At 37.3% G+C, this 20,334-nt stretch carries 14 protein-coding genes; 13 read left to right on the plus strand and 1 reads right to left on the minus strand.

Annotation, left to right across the window (positions count from 1 at the left end; all coding sequences use genetic code 11):
• Positions 1–27: 27 nt before the first annotated feature.
• The 13 genes from groL (at position 28) to I580_RS01890 (ending at position 18,770) form a co-directional block, all read left to right on the plus strand.
• Positions 28–1,656 (plus strand): chaperonin GroEL, encoded by a 1,629-nt coding sequence (groL, locus tag I580_RS01830; protein WP_010773016.1) that lies wholly within the window; start codon positions 28–30, stop codon positions 1,654–1,656.
• Between the two features lie 765 nt (positions 1,657–2,421).
• A complete protein-coding gene (nagA, locus tag I580_RS01835) occupies positions 2,422–3,573 on the plus strand; it encodes an N-acetylglucosamine-6-phosphate deacetylase (RefSeq protein WP_010773015.1) in 1,152 nt (383 codons plus the stop codon).
• Between the two features lie 76 nt (positions 3,574–3,649).
• On the plus strand, positions 3,650–9,232 hold the full coding sequence (locus I580_RS01840) for a TIM-barrel domain-containing protein (RefSeq protein WP_010773014.1): 5,583 nt from the start codon (positions 3,650–3,652) through the stop codon (positions 9,230–9,232).
• Positions 9,233–9,316: 84 nt separating this feature from the next.
• Positions 9,317–11,239 (plus strand): amidase domain-containing protein, encoded by a 1,923-nt coding sequence (locus I580_RS01845; RefSeq protein WP_010773013.1) that lies wholly within the window; start codon positions 9,317–9,319, stop codon positions 11,237–11,239.
• A gap of 334 nt (positions 11,240–11,573) precedes the next feature.
• Positions 11,574–12,014 carry a PTS sugar transporter subunit IIA gene (locus I580_RS01850; protein WP_010773012.1) on the plus strand — a complete coding sequence of 147 codons (441 nt, stop codon included), beginning with the start codon at positions 11,574–11,576 and terminating at the stop codon, positions 12,012–12,014.
• A 2-nt stretch (positions 12,015–12,016) separates the two neighbouring features.
• Positions 12,017–12,310, plus strand: coding sequence for a preprotein translocase subunit YajC (locus I580_RS01855; RefSeq protein WP_010773011.1), 294 nt, complete (start codon positions 12,017–12,019; stop codon positions 12,308–12,310).
• A gap of 41 nt (positions 12,311–12,351) precedes the next feature.
• Positions 12,352–12,828, plus strand: a complete 477-nt coding sequence (agaV, locus tag I580_RS01860; RefSeq protein ID WP_010773010.1) for a PTS N-acetylgalactosamine transporter subunit IIB — start codon at positions 12,352–12,354, stop codon at positions 12,826–12,828.
• A 17-nt stretch (positions 12,829–12,845) separates the two neighbouring features.
• Positions 12,846–13,646 carry a PTS mannose/fructose/sorbose/N-acetylgalactosamine transporter subunit IIC gene (locus I580_RS01865; protein WP_010773009.1) on the plus strand — a complete coding sequence of 267 codons (801 nt, stop codon included), beginning with the start codon at positions 12,846–12,848 and terminating at the stop codon, positions 13,644–13,646.
• Positions 13,636–14,661 carry a PTS system mannose/fructose/sorbose family transporter subunit IID gene (locus tag I580_RS01870; protein WP_010773008.1) on the plus strand — a complete coding sequence of 342 codons (1,026 nt, stop codon included), beginning with the start codon at positions 13,636–13,638 and terminating at the stop codon, positions 14,659–14,661. Before I580_RS01865 ends, I580_RS01870 begins: the two co-directional genes overlap by 11 nt.
• 108 nt (positions 14,662–14,769) lie before the next feature.
• Positions 14,770–15,492: a GntR family transcriptional regulator gene (locus tag I580_RS01875; protein WP_010773007.1), complete on the plus strand. Its 723-nt coding sequence runs from the start codon at positions 14,770–14,772 to the stop codon at positions 15,490–15,492.
• Between the two features lie 51 nt (positions 15,493–15,543).
• Positions 15,544–16,719, plus strand: coding sequence for an SIS domain-containing protein (locus I580_RS01880; RefSeq protein WP_010773006.1), 1,176 nt, complete (start codon positions 15,544–15,546; stop codon positions 16,717–16,719).
• Positions 16,720–16,773: 54 nt separating this feature from the next.
• Positions 16,774–17,772 carry a tagatose-bisphosphate aldolase gene (gene lacD / locus I580_RS01885; protein ID WP_010773005.1) on the plus strand — a complete coding sequence of 333 codons (999 nt, stop codon included), beginning with the start codon at positions 16,774–16,776 and terminating at the stop codon, positions 17,770–17,772.
• A gap of 62 nt (positions 17,773–17,834) precedes the next feature.
• On the plus strand, positions 17,835–18,770 hold the full coding sequence (locus tag I580_RS01890; RefSeq protein ID WP_010773004.1) for a hexose kinase: 936 nt from the start codon (positions 17,835–17,837) through the stop codon (positions 18,768–18,770).
• Positions 18,771–19,026: 256 nt separating this feature from the next.
• Here the strand turns inward: I580_RS01890 and I580_RS01895 are convergent, their stop codons facing one another.
• Positions 19,027–19,818, minus strand: a complete 792-nt coding sequence (locus tag I580_RS01895) for a TraX family protein (RefSeq protein ID WP_245558661.1) — start codon at positions 19,816–19,818, stop codon at positions 19,027–19,029.
• Positions 19,819–20,334 lie beyond the last annotated feature (516 nt).

Consider the following 20,334-nt stretch of genomic DNA (forward strand, 5'->3'; position numbering starts at 1 on the left):
AAAATACTATTTTGAGGTGAAGGAATTATGGCAAAAGAAATCAAATTTGCAGAAGATGCACGTGCAGCAATGCTTCGTGGTGTAGATATTTTAGCAGATACAGTAAAAGTGACATTAGGTCCTAAAGGACGCAACGTTGTTTTAGAAAAATCTTTTGGTTCACCACTAATTACCAATGATGGTGTAACAATTGCAAAAGAAATCGAATTAGAAGATCATTTTGAAAATATGGGAGCTAAACTGGTTTCAGAAGTTGCTTCTAAAACAAATGATATCGCTGGAGACGGAACAACGACTGCAACCGTTTTGACACAAGCAATTGTACGTGAAGGATTGAAAAACGTAACTGCTGGTGCTAATCCATTAGGGATTCGTCGTGGAATCGAATTAGCAACAAAAACTGCTGTTGAAGAATTACACAACATTTCAACTGTTGTTGACTCAAAAGAAGCAATCGCTCAAGTTGCGGCCGTTTCTTCTGGTGATGAACGTGTTGGACAATTGATTGCAGATGCAATGGAAAAAGTTGGTAATGACGGTGTTATTACTATTGAAGAATCAAAAGGAATCGAAACAGAATTAGATGTTGTTGAAGGTATGCAATTTGACCGCGGTTATTTATCTCAATATATGGTAACTGACAACGATAAAATGGAAGCTGTTTTAGAAAATCCGTATATCTTGATTACTGATAAAAAAATCTCAAATATTCAAGATATCTTACCTTTATTGGAACAAATTTTACAACAAAGTCGCCCATTATTAATCATTGCAGATGATGTTGACGGAGAAGCATTACCAACATTAGTTTTAAACAAAATTCGTGGAACATTCAACGTTGTTGCTGTAAAAGCACCAGGCTTTGGGGATCGTCGTAAAGCAATGCTTGAAGATATCGCAATGTTAACAGGTGCGACAGTCATTACGGATGATTTAGGTCTTGATTTAAAAGATACAACAATTGACAACCTTGGAAATGCAAGTAAAGTTGTTGTAGACAAAGACAATACGACTATCGTTGAAGGTGCAGGTGAAAAAGCCGGTATTGATGCTCGTATCCAATTGATCAAAAATCAAATTGCAGAAACAACTTCAGATTTTGATCGTGAAAAATTACAAGAACGTTTAGCAAAACTAGCGGGCGGAGTAGCAGTCGTTAAAGTGGGTGCTGCAACTGAAACTGAATTGAAAGAATTAAAATTACGTATTGAAGATGCGTTGAATGCAACGCGTGCAGCTGTTGAAGAAGGAATGGTTTCTGGTGGTGGAACAGCCTTGGTCAATGTTATTAGTAAAGTAACTGCTTTAGAAGTTGAAGGCGATGTAGCAACAGGTGTGAAAATCGTGGTGCGTGCATTGGAAGAACCAATCCGTCAAATCGCTGAAAATGCTGGCTATGAAGGCTCAGTAATCGTTGATAAATTGAAAAATATCGATTTAGGTATTGGGTTCAATGCTGCAACTGGTGAATGGGTAAACATGGTAGAAGCAGGAATCGTTGACCCTACCAAAGTAACACGCTCAGCATTACAAAATGCTGCATCTGTTTCAGCTTTACTCTTGACTACAGAAGCTGTAGTTGCAGATAAACCTGAACCAGCTGGAGCTAGCATGCCTCCAATGGACCCTTCAATGGGTATGGGCGGCATGATGTAGGTATACGGAAAGGTTGGGACTGAAGGAGTTGCTTCTGCTTCCAGCGTCTATTCGAATTTTTTGTGTCTGGGATGTGACTCATAGAGTTATGTCCCAGACACTTTATTTTATATCGAACTGTATTCTTCGAAGGACACGCAAAGAGCAATATTTTTAGAAAAAGAGTCTAATTCTTTTATCGAATCCTGCTCTTTTTTTGTGATAAGATCCTATAGGGAATAGTGACGTCGTAGTATTGCGTTATAGCTGTGTAACACGAATTGAAATCAAAATGTACTCAGTTGGCATTTGACTTCCGTTAAAAATCTCCATTTTTTAAGAATAAGAGCAATTTGTGTAGCGATAAGACTAAACAATTTTGAGTAAGAACCTTTGTTAATTTGACAAAGGTTCTTACTCTTTTTTAGGTTCATTAATAGGGGGCTTCAAGGAGGTAAAGGTATTAGTTGATTTATAAAGAAAAATCGTCATTTTTTTATTTAGAATGAATGATTCTATCCTTTTTTTAATAAAAAATAAATATATCCTTGACATTGTAAACGTTTTCTAGTTATAATTGTCACGTGGTTACTACCAGTTTAGGAAGGCGACGAATAATCGTTATAAAGAATTGGTATTATTTATATAATACAATATTTCATTGGTTTATTAGTATAATTCCATTGTTAATAATTAATTGGTATCGTTTTATTTTATTATTATTTCTTTTCCGATTTCAATTAACTGGTATTTATTTTATGTTACAAATGTAAAGGGGAGAGGTAAATGGAAAAATATGCAATTAAAGCAGAAAAATTCTTTTTAAGAGGAGGGATGATGCTAACAGGATATTTAATCATTGAAGACGGTCGGTTTGGTGAATATAGTAGCGAAGAACCTAGAGGATTAACGATTCTTGATTATAGTCAACAGTGGATTGCACCAGGACTTGTGGATACTCATATCCATGGTTTTTTAGGTTATGACGTCATGGACAATGATCCTGAAGGGTTGAATGAAATTTCAAAAGGATTACTGCAATGTGGGGTTACCTCATTCTTACCAACAACCTTAACTTCAGATGTTGAAACATTAAACCAAGTCACTAAGATGATTGCCGAACATGCTGATCAAGTAGGAGGGGCTAAAATTCAAGGGATTTTCTTTGAAGGACCATTCTTTACAGAAAAACATAAAGGGGCTCAAAATCCTAAGTATTTTTCTGATCCTAGTCTTGCTGATTTTAATCATTGGCAAGAGTTAGCTAACGGGCAAATTAAAAAAATCGCTATTGCACCAGAACGGGTAGGTGCTGTTGAATTTACACAGGCAGTGACGAAACAAGGTGTGACCGTAGCTTTAGCTCATAGTGCAGCGACTTATCAACAAGCGCAAGCAGCAGTTTATGCAGGCGCATCGGTTTTTGTTCATACTTATAACGGCATGAGTGGCTTGAGTCATCGTGAACCAGGTATGGTTGGCTGTGCCTTAACCACAAAAGAAACAACTGCAGAATTGATTTGTGATGGGCATCATGTTCATCCTGTAGCTGCGAATGTTTTAATTACTGTTAAAGGAGCTGCGCAGGTTGCTTTAATTACAGATTGTATGCGTGCAGGTGGCATGCCCGAGGGAAATTATCAGTTAGGAGAATTTCCTGTTAAAGTGGCCAATGGAGCTGCCAGATTAGCCGAAAATGGGAGTTTAGCTGGAAGTGTTTTACAATTGTTGGATGGGGTGAAAAATGTGGTCGCTTGGGAACTTGCTAGTGTAGCAGAAGCTTTCCAAATGGCCTCGTTGACACCAGCAGAAAGTGTTAACATTGCAGATCGCTGTGGTAGCATTGAGGCGGGAAAACCAGCTGATTTTCTCGTTGTGACTAAAGAATTAGAATTGTTGGAAACATTTGTTGATGGTCAGTCTATGTATAGAAAATGATGGCTATTAAAGTTCGTATTTGTCGGTTAGGGTATCAGGACTGTTGCATTTGGAAACCTTTCAAGGAGGACAAGAAATGAACAAGGAACAACAAGTTGTAAATAGCAGTGGGAAAAAGCGTTGGTTGCAGGTCTTATTGATTAGTTCGTCGGTGTTAGCTCTTCATTCATTTGTAACAATGAATCCTCAAACAGCTGCTGCTCAAGAACAAACAGCCAAAGAGACAACGACTGATTTAGCGGAATCAGTAGGAGCTATTGTTTCAATTGAAAAATCGTCAGAAAACTTTGTTGTTACTTATGCGTCTGGAGAAAAAGCACAAGTAAGCATTTTGAATGATCATGTTTTTCGGTATCATTTAGACCCAATTGGAAAATTTGCAGAGTATCCAACACCGAATGATCCGAAGCATGTTGCAAAAATAACTGCGAAAAAAATGGCTGATTATGGCACAGAAACATTTAAACAGACGAGTGTGACAGATTCTGGCGAACAATTTATTCTGGAAAATAGTGGCTTAAAGATTATTTTCACGAAAGCCACAGCGTTAATGCAAGTAGTGGATAAACAAAAGAACAAAACGATTTTAGAAGAGACAGCTCCGTTGTCCTTCAAGAATAATAAAGTAACGCAAACGTTGAAACAAAACAATCAAGAACAATATTTTGGTGGCGGAACCCAAAATGGACGTTTTACGCATAAAGGGACTGCTATTCAGATTGTTAATACTAATAATTGGGTAGATGGCGGAGTTGCTTCTCCGAATCCATTTTACTGGTCAACAGAAGGTTATGGTGTTGTTCGGAATACATGGAAACCGGGCACTTATGACTTTGGGAGTCATGATCCACAAACAACGACGACCACGCATGATGGAGTTGATTTTGATGCCTTTTATTTCTTCGATGGTTCTTCAGCAGGGATTTTAAAAGATTATTATGAACTGACTGGTAAAGCAACATTAATGCCGGAATATGGTTTTTACGAAGCGCATTTAAATGCTTATAACCGAGATTATTGGGTAAAGGTAGCTGATGGAACTTCTGGAGCAGTGAAATTTGAAGATGGCAATTATTATAAAGAATATCAACCAGGAGATTTAGGTAATTTAAAGGGGACGTTGGAGTCATTAAATGGGGAGAAGAATAACTATCAGTTTTCGGCACGAGCAGTCATTGATCGATATAAAAAGAATGATATGCCCTTAGGCTGGTTCTTACCAAATGATGGTTACGGTGCAGGCTATGGTCAAACAGATTCCTTAGATGGAGATGTGCAAAATTTAAAAGAATTTACTGATTATGCAAATGGCAATGGAGTTGAAGTCGGATTATGGACGCAATCAAATCTACATCCAGCTGATCCTCAGAAACCGAAAAAAGGGGAACGAGATATTGAAAAAGAAGTCAGCGTTGCTGGGGTAAAAGCTTTAAAAACCGATGTAGCGTGGGTAGGAAATGGTTATTCCTTTGGATTGAATGGGGTGGAAGATGCAGCTAACGTTTTTGTGAAAGAGACAGATGGAGCTGTTCGACCAATGATTGTTTCGTTAGACGGCTGGGCGGGAACGCAACGTCATGCAGGTATTTGGACGGGAGACCAAACTGGTGGTCAGTGGGAGTATATTCGTTTCCATATCCCAACTTATATCGGGACTTCTTTATCTGGACAACCAAACGTTGGCTCAGATATGGACGGGATTTTTGGTGGAAAAAATAAAGACGTCAATATTCGTGATTTCCAATGGAAAACCTTTACACCAGTTCAATTAAATATGGACGGCTGGGGCTCTAATCCTAAAACACCGTTTGCTTTAGATCAAGAAACAACAGATTTAAATCGGGCCTATTTAAAATTAAAATCAATGATGATGCCTTATAACTACAGTATTGCTCACGAAGCGGTCGACGGCTTACCGATGGTCCGAGCGATGTCGTTAGAATTTCCAAATGAATCAGCTGCATATACGAAAGATTCTCAATATCAATATATGTGGGGGCCTAATCTATTAGTTGCTCCGATTTATAATGGGAATAAAGATGCTGAAGGGAAATCTGTTCGTGATGGTATTTATCTACCTGATGAAAAACAAGTATGGGTCGATTTATTTACAGGAGAAAAATATCAAGGGGGCCGAGTACTGAATGGTATGAAAACACCACTGTGGAAAGTGCCGGTTTTTGTTAAAGATGGTGGAATTATTCCGATGACCAATCCGAACAACAATCCGACGGAAATCAAACGAGATCAGCGGACGTTCTTGATTTATCCAAATGGACCAACTTCCTTTGAGATGTATGAGGATGATGGTATTTCAACTAGTTATGAATCTGGGCAGTCAGCGACTACTAAAATCAGTAGTCAAGGACCTAAATCCAATGAAAAAGGAGAATTGACGGTCACGATTGAGCCTACCAAAGGCAGTTACAAGGGGTTTGTTGATGAACGTAGTACAACGCTAGATTTGATGGCTTCTGAAGCGCCAGAAAGCGTAACCGCAACAATCGGCGGCACGCAAGTTACTTTAAAGCAAGCAGCGAATAAAGAAGATTTTTCAACTGGTACAAATATGTATTACTTTGATAAAGAATTCCAAGTAAATAGCTATCTTTCTAAAGCGTCAGGAGAAAAACTAAATCAATCAGCACTGTCAGTGAAATTGGATAAACAATCTGTAACAACTAAAGATGTACAAGTGACAGTAAAAGGTTTTATTAACAAAGGAACGGTTGATGGTGGGAATACAGAGGTGGATGATCAGCTAACAATTCCAGCAAATATAGCGATTAATGAAGAAAAAACAACGCCATCTTCTCTCACTGTTCAATGGGATAAAGTAACTGAAGCAACTAGCTATGAAGTGGAACGAGATGGTACTGTCTTTGGAAATATTCAAGATAGCACAGCGACTTTTGATGGATTTTCATTCTTGACAGAACATACATTTAAAGTCCGTACTGTCGGGAAAAGTGGAGTATCTAAATGGAGCGAACCAATTAAAGGAATTACCAGAGATGATCCATATAAAGAAACCATTGATCAGGTTAAAGCTACCAGTAGCTTGCCAGAACAACCAGGAGAAGAGTTGAAACACTTAACGGACAAGGATTTGAGTAGTGGCTGGCACACCAATTGGTCAACAGGGATCGCAAATCCAAACTCCGGCAACTTTTTAACTTTAAAATTTGACCTAGGTGCCGAATTCCAAATGGATAAAATTGAGTATTTACCAAGAGAAAATGCCGGAAATGGGAATATTTTGCAATTACAATACCGAATTTCAAAAGATGGTGTTAACTGGACGGAGTTTTCTGCTCCTATTTCATGGAAACAAGACGCCTTGATAAAAACCATTGAAACGAAAGATCAAATCTATCGTTTTGTCGAAATGAAAGTCTTGAAGTCTGTTGGTAATTTTGGTTCTGGTCGTGAAATGCTCTTTTATAAACAACCAGGAACCGAAGGAATCCTTCATGGAGATATTACGAACGATGGAGTCATTGATGAAAATGATGCTATGAGTTACCGTAACTATACTGGATTGGAGTCCATTGACAGTGACTTTAATGGGTATGTTGAAAAAGGTGATTTAAATAAAAACGGAGTCATTGACTCCTATGATATCCACTATGTATTGCGACAGTTAGACGGAGGTATTGACTTGCCCAATACAGAAGAAATTGCTGGCGGATTAGTACTATCAGTGGTCAATGAGAATGGGAAGAATACTTATCTTCCAGGTGATAGTTTATCCTTTACGTTAAAAGGGCAAGAGTTAAAAAATATTAATGCACTAAGTATAAGAATGTCCTTTGATTCTAGTAAGTTTGAACTTGTTGGACAACCAACGACAACATCTGCTACACGACAAATGGCAAACTATTCCAAATATCGGAAACATTCAAATGATTTGGAGAATATATATTTAGTTATCAGTAACCAAGGAAATAAACCATTGTTGAATGGGGCAATGGATTTAATCACATTCAAGATTAAAGTAAAGGAAACAACCCGAGCCAAACGTGCAGCTGAAAAGACGGAACCACAACCATTACAGTTTGATATGAGTCAAGGATTATTGGTGGGACAAGCTCTCCAACAAGCTATGCTCTCAGATTTTTCAGTAACGGTGAATCCAACAAAAGAGATAGATAAAACGATGCTACAAGAAATGGTTACTTTAAATCAAGGACGTATAGAAAAAGAATATACACCTGAAACTTGGTCGATTTTTAGACCTGTCTTAGAAAAAGCTGTGGCTATTTTAGTCAACGATCAAGCAACGCAGACAGAAGTTGATGCTACTGTGAAAAATCTGGAACAAGCTGTGAATCAATTGGTAAAAGTTCCTGATGTGGCAGATAAGACTGCACTAGAGAAAGCGATTCAAGAAGGGGCTGCCAAGAAACCGAGTGAAGGAAATGAATTCACGAAAGAAACGAAAAAAGTTTTAGACGATGCATTAGTTGCGGCACAAAAAATCTTCGCTCAAGAAGGCGCGACACAAGCTGAAATAGACAAAGCTAGGCAGACGCTAACTGAAGCTATTACACAAGTTAAAGAACAAGCTATTACCGTAGATAAGGAAGTGTTAAAAAAGAGGATTGCTGAAGCAAAAGCAATAACACCAAAAGAAGGCTTTGAATTTACCGAAAAAACGAAGGCACAATTGCAACAAGCTATTCAATTATCTGAAACAATTGTGGCAAAAACAGATGCCACGAAAGAAGAAGTAACAACTATATTAACGACATTGAATGAAGCAATCGCACAATTAAAAGAAGTTCCTGTGACGAATAAAAACCCACTACAAGCAGTGTTAAAACAAGCGAGTCAAGTAACACCAAGTGAGGGACATCAATTTACAGCAGATTCTTTACAAACGTTGCAAGCTGCCATTGTGGCTGCTGAAAAAGTACTCAATAATCCATTTGCAAATCAAGAAATGATCGATCAAACTACGACAGCTTTAACTGAGGCTATTAAAGGCTTGCAAGAAGAACCATTAGTAACTGATAAAACGGCATTAAAGGCAATTTTAGTCCAAGCGAAAGCTGTGAAACCTACAGCTGGGAAAGAATTTACACCGGTTACTAAAGCTCGTTTGACTGAGGTAATTGAAATTGGAGAAAGCGTTTTATCTAATGTGAACGCACGTCAAGAACAAATTGATACTGCCGAAATGACGGTGAAAACAGCGCTGGATGGTTTGGTAGAGCAAGTGATTCAAACCGACAAGACAAAATTAATGGAGTTGATTCAACAAGCAGAAACATTAAAACCAAAATCAGGAAATCAGTTCACAAAAGATACACAAGAAGCATTAACAGAAGCAATTAAACAAGGGAAAGCAGTTGTCAATGATCCAAATGCGACCCAAGCAGCGGTGAATAAAAGTTTTGATACATTGTCACAAATGATGAAAGCTATGAAAGAAGAATCCACAACTAGTGGTAACGGAACTGGTGCAGGAACAGGTGGAGTAATTGGCCAAGGGAGCAGCAAGACAGGGGGAGTGACAGGCAAAACAAATGCTATCGGTAAATTACCAAAAGCAAATGAAGTAGTGTCGCCAGTTTGGGGAATCAGTGGTTTATTAATAATTCTAAGTATCAGTTTAGTAAAAGCATTCTTTAAAAATAAAAAGAACCAAAATTAGCGTATCATTTACTTACCAAGCTCATTTGCGGATAGTAAAAAACTCGCAAATGAGCAAGGGAGTAAAAGGAGAGGATTTTTGCGAATGAAAAGTAAAAAAATCAAGCGCCAAATACTTGTTTTAGCTAGTGTTTTGATTCTATTAAGTCTGGAAGTCACTCCAGTTGTCACGCTGGCAGCAGAATTACCGAGTATTCATCTGCAAGTATCGTCTATACAAACTACTGGGGATTCAGATGTAGGGACGACAGAGTCGACAACAAGTAGCGACACAACCACAACGAACATTTCGACGACTGAATCAAGTACTATTAGTGGTTCAACAAGTAGTTCAACAACAGAAACTACTACGACAAATACAAGTTCTGAACCGTCAAAAGAATCAACAACACCTTTAGAATCAACTCAGTCAGTCGAAAGCAAGGAGCAACTAAAAGCGTCAGAGACCAGTCAGGAACCAGAAGAACCAGAACCAGTTTCAGAGATGCATAGCGCTTTTACTGAAGGGGAAAATAGCGGGGGATCTTTAGATTTTGCACTTGAAGTAGAGGAGATAGCTCCATCAAATTTAAACGGTTATGAACTTCCTTTACTTTCATCTTTTGAAGAAAAGGAACGTGCCGCAGTTGTTGCTGAAGCATTGAAACAAGTAGGGAAAAAGAAACAAGATTTTAAACAAGCGGAGACAGAACTTACGAGCAGTCTTGTTGCGCAAATGATCTACCAACAGTTATTTCAGGTAGATTTTGGGAATACTCCGCAAGAGCAAATGAAAACTGGAGATTCTCGTTCAATTGATGAGGCCGAACCAGGTGATCTTATCTTTTGGCAAACTACTGGAGGGGATTATTCCCAAAATGGCGTGTACCTTGGACAAGGCAAATATTTGGTTGTCGCACCAGAATCTAAGGATAAACCGGAATCAACGGTTCAGCTAAATAATATTTATACAACATCGCTTCAACAGGATTCAAAAGAAAACGCAACATTGATCGTTGTAAATCCTTTTCATGAGCTGATATTAACGGATTTTGGTAAGCAGGTTTTAGCAGCTTATAGTGCGTCATTTGAGGTGAAGAAAACAGACCAAACAACCAACTTTATAAAAAAAATTAGTGAAACAGCTAGAGAGCTTGGTAAAAAGTATGATGTTTTTGCTTCTGTTATGATTGCCCAAGCCATTTTAGAAAGTGGATCCGGAAGCAGTCAATTAGGTAGAGAACCGTATTATAATTTATTTGGGGTAAAAGGATCATTCCAAGGTAATAGTGTGATTTTTCCAACAAAAGAGGTAGACCAGGCTGGACACTCCTATACGATTTCAGCAGGGTTTAGAGATTATAGTGGCTACCAAGATTCATTGCAAGATTATGTACAGTTATTGCGCCAAGGAATTGAGGGAAACGAAGACTTTTATAAACCCGCTTGGCGTTCTGAAGCTAAAAATTATCTACAGGCGACAAGTTTTCTGACTGGTAAGTATGCGACAGATACACAATACAACAATAAATTGAATTCATTAATTGCAGTATACCATTTAACTCAGTTTGATTTGCCAAAAGTGGTAGATGGGTTAGTGATTCAAGCTAAAAATGAGCTTCCAGAAGAGTATCAGAAACAGATGGATTTTCCTGTTTATGATGGGATTAATTACAATCAAAGCGGTAGTTATCCAGTGGGCCAATGTACCTGGTATGTGTATAACCGTTTAAAACAATTAGGTGTCCCCGTTGATGATTTTATGGGAAATGGTGGTGACTGGGGGAGTAAAGGAATTGCACTAGGTTATCAAGTTAGCGCATTGCCAAAGGCAGGCCGCGCAATTAGTTTTCAACCAGGTGTTGCTGGCGCTGATAGTCAATATGGGCATGTTGCTTTCGTTGAAGCTGTAACCTCTGAAGGAATCATCATTTCTGAAAGCAATGTAGTTAACGATCAGACCATTTCGTATCGTGTCTTACCCAATGCGGTTGCCTATAGCAGTGGTGTAACATACATCGGATCTTAAACAGCGAAAGTTTAAGCTGACAGTAGCAAAATGATTATTGCCTTTGTCTGAAGAATTATAACCATCTTTTTAACAGGGGATTGCTACATTCTTATTTTGCAAATAAATAGTTTTCTAAGGCTTAAAAAGAACAACTGGTATCTTTTTTCGTAAACCAACATTTTCAAAAAAATCCCTTTATTTAAGAGTTTTATAGAGAATATAAAGAAAAACGCTTGACATTGTAAGTGTTTTCCTTTATATTTTGTATGTGGTTACTACCAGTTGAAAAAAAGAGACCACTGAAAAACACGTAGTTATAGTTGAGTAGTTATTTTTATTGGAGGGTGATACAATGATCAGCTTTATTTTAACAGGACATGGATCTTTTTCAGAGGGAATGAAGGGCGCTTTAGAAATGATTGCCGGACCACAAGAACAATTTGAAGTGGTTCCTTTTTTTGAAAATGAAAGTTTGGATCAGTTTGAATTGAAAATGAATACAGCGATCCAACAAGTAATGGGACCTGAAGGCATTCTGATTTTTTCAGATTTGATGGGAGGAACACCTTTTAGAGCGGCTATGCTGGAGGCAGCTAAGAACGAAATGATCACTGTAATTGCTGGCACTAATTTACCTCTTTTAATTGAAGCTACAGGGTTACGTTTTTCAGAAGAAAATGCAACCGCTTTAGCAGAAAAGATATTACCCATTGGTCGAGAAGGTCTGGTTCACCCACAATTACAACTGTGTCAAAATGAAACGACAGTGGAGGATATGGAAGAGGGGATTTAACTTTGGGAAAAACAATTTTATTGTATGGTAGTATCCTAGTGCTCTTAGTATTAACGACGGCCTTTTTTCAATATTTTTTTCAAGCAAAACATATTCGTAAAAAGAAAGAATATTTCGCTCAATTACACCAAAAAATGCAAGTAGGCAATCAAGTGATTTTAATGGACGGGGTTTATGGAACCCTGCTTCGAGTTGGAATCGAAACGGTTGATGTCAAAGTGAAATCAGGTGAAGTAATGGAAGTTTCCCGGTTTGCTATTACAGAAATTGTTCCCGATAAAAAAGAAGCTCTTTAAACAAATAAGTGAAAAGCAACTTTCATAGAGGAGGAAGTAACATGCCAAATATTTTATTAACTCGAATTGATAATCGTTTAATCCATGGACAAGTAGCTACGCAATGGAATGGGACTTTAGGATCAAACTTAATCCTAGTAGCGAATGATAAAGTTGCAGGTGACAAAGTAAGGCAAGGTTTGATGGATATGGCTGCCCCAAATGGGGTTGCAACACGTTACTTTTCACTGCAAAAAACCATCGATATTATTCATAAAGCCTCAGCAAATCAAAAGATTTTTATGATTGTTGAAACTCCAGAGGACGTTTTAACTTTAGTGGAAGGAGGAGTGCCCATAAAAAAACTAAACATTGGCAATATGCATATGTCAGAAGGCAAAAGGCAAGTAGCTACCTCAGTAGCAGTGGATGACAAAGATGTTACTGCATTTAAAAAATTGCAGGAACTAGGAGTGGAATTGGAGATTCGCCGAGTACCAACAACACCGATTGAAGACACTGCAAAGTTGTTTAACTAAGCGAAGGAGGAAGGAAAATGGATTATAGTGTACTACAGATTTTACTGGTATTTCTTGTAACGTTTATTGCAGCTATCGATCAATTTAGTTTTTTGGAATCATTATATCAACCAATCGTTACAGGGATGGTCATTGGGTTTATTTTAGGGGATTTACAGACTGGATTAATCGTTGGTGGGACGTATCAGCTGATGACGATTGGAAACATGCCGGTTGGTGGAGCACAACCACCGAATGCTGTTATTGGTGGTATTATGGCAGCAGTTTTAGCAATCACATTAAAACTGGAGCCAACTGTAGCTGTAGCCACAGCAATTCCATTCTCGTTGCTAGGTCAGTATGGCGTGACGTTGATATTCTCTTTAATGTCGCCAGTAATGGCAGTAGCTGACAATTATGCTCAAGAAGGAAATGATCGTGGGATTGATCGAATTAACTACTTAGCAATGGCAGCTGTAGGATCTGTCTTTGGGATTATTGTTGTCCTGTTCTTCATTGGTGGTCAAGCCTTCGGACAAACAGTTGTTGATGCTATTCCACAATGGTTAATGGGTGGTTTAAGTGCTGCCGGCGGAATGATGCGCTATGTTGGTTTTGCTATATTGCTAAAAGTAATGGTTTCAAAAGAAATGTGGGGATTTTACTTCTTCGGGTTTGCAATGGCTGTCATTGTTATGGCTGCGCCTAGTTTAAGTGGTCCAGCTTTAATCATCTTAGCCTTTATCGGTTTTGCATTGGCATTCTGGGATTATCAAGTTCAAACGAAATTTAAGCAAGTATCAACAAGTAGTGTAGGAGGCGACGAAGATGGCATATAACATTCCAGATACGTACAAAAATACCACACCCGCTGAACAACTGGATAAAAAAACATTAAATAAAATGGTTTGGCGTTCACTTTTTTTACAAGCTTCATTTAACTATGAACGGATGCAAGCTGGTGGTTGGTTATACGCAATTTTGCCAGGACTTAAAAAAATTCATGGCAAAGACAAGGACGATTTAGCCGCTTCCATGAGTCATAATTTGGAGTTTTTCAACACACATCCATTTTTAGTGACATTTGTAATGGGAATTGTTTTATCTTTAGAACAAAATAAAGCAGATATTCCAACGATTCGTGCTGTAAGAGTAGCTGCGATGGGACCGCTTGGTGGAATTGGCGATGCGCTTTTCTGGTTCACATTAGTACCCATTACCGCTGGAATTACTGCCAATATGGCGATTGACGGCAATATTGCCGCACCATTTATCTTCTTACTGGTATTCAATATTGCTCAATTTGCGTTACGGTTCTTCCTAATGAGTTGGTCCTATAAGCTAGGGACGGATGCTATCGGCGTTTTGACGGAGAATGCGAAAGAATTTACACGGGCAGCAAGTATTTTAGGAATCTTTGTTGTAGGTGCGTTGACATGTGTTTATGGTGCTACCAAACTAAATGTTGAAATTCCTAATGGAACGACGAACGAAGTGATTCAAGTAACAAACGTAGTACCAGCAGCTGATCAACATAAATATGATGAATTTGTTTATAAAAAAGATGACGCCGGTAAATTAACAACAGACTTACAAGAAAAAGCTGCAGTTAAAAAATTAGATACAGGAGAATATCAAATTACGTTTAATCAAAACCAATCAAAAGACGTAAAAATTAATATTCAAGAAATTTTAGATGGTATCTTGCCACAGGTAATTCCACTAGCGCTGACATTAATGTTGTATTTCTTCTTAGCTAAACGTAATTGGACACCGCTAAAATGTATTGGACTAGTCCTAGTCATTGGGTTGGTCGGATCAGGATTTGGTTTATGGCCATCTATTTGGCCATAAAAAGCAACAGAAATTCTCTTCTCCTCTATATAAAATCAGTTGATTTTACAACTTGTTTACGATACAGTTGATATGTGGTAGGTACCAGTCAGAAGAGGAGAGAAAAAAATGAGCAAAAAAAGAAAACAACCATTATATGATCAACTTGTAGAATTATTGAAAGAACAGATTGAAACAGAATTAGAGCCACATACAATGTTGCCCTCTGAGCGAGAGTTAGTAGATAAATATGGACTAAGTCGGACTACTGTTCGCTTAGCTTTGCAAGAGTTAGAAAAAATGGGCTATATTTACAGGCAACATGGCAAAGGAACGTTCGTTTCAACAATTAATAAACAAGCAACAAATTTAACCGGAAGTTATAGCTTCACAGAACAAATGCGTTCAATGGGAAAACAACCAGAAACAAAAATAATCATTTATAAAATTGTCGAAGCCAACAAATTTTTTGCGGAACATCTAGGGGTTAATATTGGAGAGAAATTAATCAAATTAAAACGCCTTAGATTAGCTGATGGAATGCCTATGATGGTCGAACGTTCGTACCTTCCTTACCGAAAATTCATGTTAATGACGGAAAAAGAATTGGAAGAAAAACCCTTGTATGATTTATTTAGTGAAGACTACAATGAAATAATCAAATTGGCTGATGAAGAATTTTACGCCAGTATTGTTGGTGAAAAAGATGCCGAATTATTAGACATTCATCCAGGGGCACCTACTTTGAATTTAATACGAACGACCTACAATTTAGACAATGAAATTATCGAATTTACATTGAGTGTTGCCCGTTCAGATCAATTCAGATACAAAATTACACACGTTCGTTAAGACTCATCCATCAGTCCGCTTAAATGTTACTATTTAAGGAGGACAGGAGCCATGTTGAACAAAACAGAAGAAGAATTAATCGCACTTGGCGCAAATATTACTGCAAATGAAATCAAACAACAGCCTTTGTTGTGGCAAGAAGCTTTTGTGAACTACCAAAAAAATGAGCAAAGAATCAAGGAATTTTTTGCTAAAATCCAAACAAAAACCAATCAAAAAATCCGAGTGATTTTTACAGGGGCAGGAACTTCACAATATGTTGGTGATACAGTTACACCGTATCTAATGAAAAAAGCGGATACACAGCGTTTTGAATTTGTTAGCGTCGGTACCACAGATATTGTAGCTGCACCCACTGAGTATCTGTTGCCAAAAGAAGTCACCATTTTAGTTTCATTTGCTCGAAGTGGGAACTCACCAGAGAGTGTTGCTACCGTTAAATTAGCCAATCAATTAATCAAAACTATCTATCATATTACAATTACTTGTGCGCCAGATGGTCAGTTAGCACAAGCGGCTCAAGGAGATGCGGATAATTTACTATTATTAATGCCTCCATTATCTAATGATAAGGGATTTGCGATGACGAGTAGCTTTACGTGTATGGCTTTAACTTCATTGCTGGTTTTTGATCAGACATCGACAGCTGAAAAGGCCGAATATGTTCAGAGTATCTGTGCGCTTGGAGAAGAAGTCGTTCAACGAGAGGCAGAGTTTCTAGCCTTACTACCGAATAACTACACTAGGATTGTTTATCTAGGTTCTGGCAGTTTGTCAGGGTTAACAAGAGAGGCACAGTTAAAGGTCTTAGAATTGACAGCTGGTAAAGTAGCCACCGTCTTCGATTCTTCGTTAGGTTTTAGACATGGTCCCAAATCATTTGTAAACGATGAAACCATCGTTTTGGTTTTTGTCAACAATGACACGTATACACGAAACTATGACAATGATATTTTGGCTGAAGTAGCACAGGATGGTATTGCCGCTGCTGTTATCGGAATCGGTCAAAACCACGCTGCACAACAAACTATTTTTGGAACACCGTTCATTTTTTCTGAAAAAGAACTTCTTTTACCAGATGGATACTTAGCGCTACCTGATATCATGGTTGCTCAAACAATCGCTTTAAACAGCTCGATTATGGTTGGCAATACACCAGACACACCATCACCTACAGGAACGGTGAATCGCGTAGTGCAAGGAGTTACAATACACGAGTATCACTAAGGAGAAGAACACATTTTGACACATAATTCAGATGGATGATTGGGAGGAAAAAATATGGTAGTGATGAGTAAAGAAAAGAAAGCTGCAATGGATCGTTTATCAACAAAAAATGGTGTGATTCAAGCCTTAGCAATTGATCAACGAGGAGCCTTGAAAAAAATGATTGAGGCTTTAGGTGAAATGGCAACGGAAGAACAAATTTCTGAATTTAAGACATTGGTTTCAGAAGAACTAACTCCTTATGCTTCATCTATTTTGTTAGATCCCGAATATGGATTACCAGCAGCAAAAGCACGGGCAAATACGGCAGGATTATTATTGGCTTATGAAAAAACAGGATATGATGCAACCACTCCAGGTCGCTTACCAGACTTGTTAAAAGAATGGTCTGTTTTATCATTGAAAGATCAAGGTGCAGATGCTATCAAATTTTTGCTTTACTATGATGTGGATGAAGATGAGGAAATCAACCGAGAAAAACAAATCTTTATTGAACGTTTAGGGAGTGAATGTTTTGGGGAAGATATTCCTTTCTATTTAGAAGTTGTTTCGTATGATACTGGGATAAGTGATGTATCATCTAAAGAATATGCAGCAGTTCGCCCACACAAAGTGATTGAATTAATGAAAGAATTTTCTAAACCTCTTTATAAAGTAGATGTTTTAAAAATAGAAGTACCAGTTAACATGAACTATGTGGAAGGCTTTACTAAAGAAGGCGAAACAGCTATTTTCACTAAAGAAGAAGCCTTAACCTTCTTTAAAGATCAAAGCGAAGCGACAGATTTACCATTTATCTTTTTAAGTGGTGGTGTTTCGGCAGAATTATTCCAGGAGACACTAAAACTTGCAAAAGAAGCAGGTTCAACATTTAATGGTGTCCTTTGTGGGCGAGCAACTTGGAAAAACGGCGTAGCACCTTTTGTTAGCGAAGGGGAAATAGCTACACGAAACTGGCTACAAACTGAAGGGAAAGCTAATATTGAGGCTTTAAATGAAGTTGTTAATCAGACAGCCTCTTCATGGTATGACAAAGTGCGAGTTGAAGAGTAAGAAATTACAAAAAGAGCTGGGCGAACGAGTTCCGGCTTTTTTTACTATTGGAGGGAAAATGGATGATTTTAACAGTGACAATGAATCCATCTGTGGATATGGCGTATCAAATGGATACCTTTCAGTTAGATGAGGTGAATCGGGTAACACAAGTTGTAAAAACAGCCGGTGGCAAGGGGTTAAATGTCACTCGAGTATTACAGCAATTAGGTGTTGAAGTCAAAGCAACAGGCATTGTGGGTGGTCATTTCGGCGAATTTATTAAAGCAGAATTAGCAAAACAAACCATTGATTACCAATTTTATGAAATTAATCAAGAGTCTCGTAATTCAATTGCATTGTTACATGATGGATTACAAACTGAAATTTTAGAGGCTGGTCCCACTATTTTAAAAAATCAGCAAATGGAATTTCTGGAAGTTTACAAACAATTACTAAAAACAGCAACTACCGTGACTTTATCAGGGAGTTTGAGTAAAGGATTGCCTAGTACCTTCTATTCTCAATTAATTTTGTTGGCACAAGCAGTTGGTTGCGCAGTATTATTAGATACTTCTGGTAATAGTTTAAAAGAGGCAGTCCATGCCAAAGTAAAACCAATGTTAATTAAACCAAATGAGACAGAAATCGCCGAACTATTAGGTGTTGCTAAAGTAGAAAAGTCTGTCGTGTCATTGAAAAAACAATTACAAGAGCCGCTATTTTCAGAAATTCCTTGGGTCGTGGTTTCTATGGGAGCTTCTGGTGCTTTTGCTAAATTTCAAGATCGTTTTTTTGAAGTAACGATTCCGAAAATTGACGTCGTTAATCCTGTAGGTTCAGGAGATGCTACTTTAGCGGGAATAGCTGCGATGATTGATCAAGCAGGAACTCCAGAAGAAGTGTTGAAAATGGGCATGACAACGGGGATGTTAAATGCAATGGAAACATCTACAGGTCAGATTAACCCAAACTTGGTTCAACGATATTATGAGCAAGTTCAAGTTATTGAAAAGTAAAAGGAATACTTGTGGCTGGGACATAACTCTACGAGTCACATCTTAGCCACAAGTATTCCAAATAAACGGTAAGAGCAGAAGAAACTCTTTCGGAAATAAGTTGAAATTGTTGTAAAACACAGTGAATGGAATGAATCGATGTTGCACATACCTACTGAGTCACAAACGTTTAAAAAGCCATTTTTGCGAATCCTCTCTTATTTCTCGGCGTTAAACACTTCCGTTCCTAACCTTGTTATTTAGCAATAGCGTCTCGTTAAATCAAATATGGAGTAATCAACCATTGTTGAATCACAAAAAGAACGATTAAATGAACTGGATAAAACCAATAAAAAAAATATTTCCACTGTTTACCTCGCTGTCCATTGTAAAAATAGATTGGGACAAAAGCAAACAATCCAAACCAGCTATTTTGTAAAAAAACTCCTCCACCTAACACACACTTTAGCAATGAAGAACTTCTAAAAATATACAAAATAACGATAAGTAAAATACCGATCCAGCCACCGTAATCTGTTTTGAACCATTCTGCTAAAAATAGCCCACCACTAATAAATACCAGTGAAAATAGCCCGTTTTGGATAGAAGAGAAAGTAAATTTTTTTACCCCCATAATGACCATTAACCCAATTACTAACGTGAAGAAGACATTTTGACTTTCTAAATCGACAACTCGATGTGAAAACGCTAAGTCGTATGGAACTTCTGATATCAATGCGAAGAGAGACAAACGTAACAAATATTTTTTTACATTTTTAGTATGAACAAAACCTTCTACTAGTAAAAAGCAAAATATTGGAAACGCGAGTCTACCAATTAGTGTGAATAGAGGAAAAAAAACTTGGCTCAATTCAAACAGTTGATTCGATTCAATTAAATAAGGAACAGTTTCTGTTATATAAGGTCTAAAAGAAATGATTTTTGCTGTATGATCGAGAAACATAGCAATAATGGCAATCCATTTTAACTGGCTTCCAGAAAAAAAGTGTTTTGGTTGCAAATAAAGTGCTCCTTTCACAGAAGTAAGTTGAATAAAATATTGTACCATAGAAAGTTTTCTTCGTTGAATAATCATTTATATTAATATTATCTAAACAATATACAAATAAATATAAGATAAAGTCAATACAATTCTATTTGTGAAACAATTAGTCAATAAAAAAAACATCCTTATTTCAGATTCAATTTATTGATGAAAAACAAAATGATACAAAAAGCAGTTGATGTAGATTGAACATAATCTATCTCAACTGTTTTACTTTATTTATATAATATTAATAAGGAAAATTCCGTTAAAAAGGTGAAAAAAATAATTTATATTGTTATAATGAATTTATATTATATAAAAAATCTTTTTTTCTTGGATGTAACAGTTATAAGAAAATAATGAATCAAAATGAATGTACAATTGTGTTTCGACATCAACTACTTATTCATTTTATCTCAAAACGGAAGAGCAGTCTATAAAGAAAAGATCGTTTTTTTATCATATTTTTAATGTTTTTTATAAAAAAATGAGAATAGCAATTCGTTATTTTGAGATATAAACGGAAAATATATGATT

Source organism: Enterococcus caccae ATCC BAA-1240 (assembly GCF_000407145.1).
Classification (GTDB): domain Bacteria; phylum Bacillota; class Bacilli; order Lactobacillales; family Enterococcaceae; genus Enterococcus_L; species Enterococcus_L caccae.

Coding starts and splice junctions, on each gene's coding strand:
- I580_RS01870 (WP_010773008.1), top strand. CDS start 13,636: ATGGCATATAACATTCCAGATACGTACAAAAATACCACACCCGCTGAA.
- I580_RS01850 (WP_010773012.1), top strand. CDS start 11,574: ATGATCAGCTTTATTTTAACAGGACATGGATCTTTTTCAGAGGGAATG.
- I580_RS01845 (WP_010773013.1), top strand. CDS start 9,317: ATGAAAAGTAAAAAAATCAAGCGCCAAATACTTGTTTTAGCTAGTGTT.
- I580_RS01865 (WP_010773009.1), top strand. CDS start 12,846: ATGGATTATAGTGTACTACAGATTTTACTGGTATTTCTTGTAACGTTT.
- lacD (WP_010773005.1), top strand. CDS start 16,774: ATGGTAGTGATGAGTAAAGAAAAGAAAGCTGCAATGGATCGTTTATCA.
- I580_RS01875 (WP_010773007.1), top strand. CDS start 14,770: ATGAGCAAAAAAAGAAAACAACCATTATATGATCAACTTGTAGAATTA.
- nagA (WP_010773015.1), top strand. CDS start 2,422: ATGGAAAAATATGCAATTAAAGCAGAAAAATTCTTTTTAAGAGGAGGG.
- I580_RS01880 (WP_010773006.1), top strand. CDS start 15,544: ATGTTGAACAAAACAGAAGAAGAATTAATCGCACTTGGCGCAAATATT.
- I580_RS01890 (WP_010773004.1), top strand. CDS start 17,835: ATGATTTTAACAGTGACAATGAATCCATCTGTGGATATGGCGTATCAA.
- I580_RS01895 (WP_245558661.1), bottom strand. CDS start 19,818: ATGGTACAATATTTTATTCAACTTACTTCTGTGAAAGGAGCACTTTAT.
- I580_RS01840 (WP_010773014.1), top strand. CDS start 3,650: ATGAACAAGGAACAACAAGTTGTAAATAGCAGTGGGAAAAAGCGTTGG.
- groL (WP_010773016.1), top strand. CDS start 28: ATGGCAAAAGAAATCAAATTTGCAGAAGATGCACGTGCAGCAATGCTT.
- agaV (WP_010773010.1), top strand. CDS start 12,352: ATGCCAAATATTTTATTAACTCGAATTGATAATCGTTTAATCCATGGA.